Raw genomic sequence first — 1,077 nt, 5'->3', positions numbered from 1 at the left:
TGTATCGATTCATGGGAAGAGGAAATTGTGATACATTTCGGCTATCGGCTTTGAGTGTCTGATGCCTGTTTCGCAGATCTCTGATGACGAGGTATATGCCAAGGATGAGTGAAAGTGCAAGGGAGAAGACGATGAGACTTGTTAATGGGTATAGTGCCTGAAGAAGGGTATATGACTGACGAGAGAGGAGCAGTGAGCCAAGGATGAGCGTTCCTATGATAACTTGACTAAACCCAACTCCTATGCCAAGGTGGTCTGGAAGATGATGATGAAAGAATGAGATGAGGTGGAACAGGATTAAGAGCAGGAAGAGGATAGTGAATGCGGGAAGAAAGACCGCAATTGCATTCCCCATACCCGGTCCTATCCCTCCGCCGTGGCCATGCTTGACCGGCACTGAAATTAAAAAAAGTTCTACGATAAGATAATGGAGAGCTAACAAGAGATTTGCTATCTGAAAGGCCCGATCTTGTATCACAGTATGCCCATCAAAGGATCGCATACTCGGCAGGATTGTCGTCGTCATGGAGCGGTGTCAGATGACGTTGTATCTGCATAAAAGATCATACTCACGCCAAGCGGGCCGGGTGAGAGGTCAACTCTGTCCCCATTGGTGAGAACGACCGGATCATGGCCGATGGGCTTTCCATTCACGTATGTACCCCCTTTGCTCTTCCCGTCAGTAATTGTCCAAAATCCAGCCTGTTTTTTCAGCCAGGCATGTGGTTTTGATACTCGGCTGACTGAGCGGTACTCATCGTCGAGAAGAATGGCCGGTTCAGGAGTCGTACCATTCCATCCCTCCTCCCGTCTTCCGATCCGGTAGAGATTCCCGGTTAATCTGATAACCTCCCCGGCCCTCGGTCCGTTTGTGATGAGTATTCCTGGCCCGGAGATGTGAACGATCTGCTGAAATCCGGTCTGTACGGCCATCGCTTGTCGTGAGAGATCTGGGTTTATATTTCCTGCAACTGAAGTAAAGAGCGAAAGATTCTCTGCTGCATGTTTTAGGCCATCGGGAATGAGGGAGTAATAGAAAACCGGCTGCCCCTGATTTGCTGGATCATCAGAGACCCC

The 1,077-nt window shown here is 49.2% G+C and carries 2 protein-coding genes; both read right to left on the bottom strand.

Going from position 1 to position 1,077, the window contains the following annotated elements; translation table 11 throughout:
- Positions 1-526 (bottom strand): hypothetical protein (locus PLA23_RS13690; RefSeq protein ID WP_324475586.1); only part of this gene is annotated, 526 nt, incomplete at its 3' end.
- The coding region (locus PLA23_RS13685) for an FHA domain-containing protein (RefSeq protein WP_324475585.1) at positions 523-1,077 on the bottom strand (555 nt) is incomplete at its 5' end. The genes PLA23_RS13690 and PLA23_RS13685, both read right to left, overlap by 4 nt.

Origin of the sequence: Methanospirillum sp. (assembly GCF_035406105.1) — an archaeon.
In the GTDB taxonomy this organism is placed as follows: Archaea; Halobacteriota; Methanomicrobia; order Methanomicrobiales; family Methanospirillaceae; genus Methanospirillum.
This window is presented reverse-complemented; position numbering and strand designations above follow the sequence as displayed.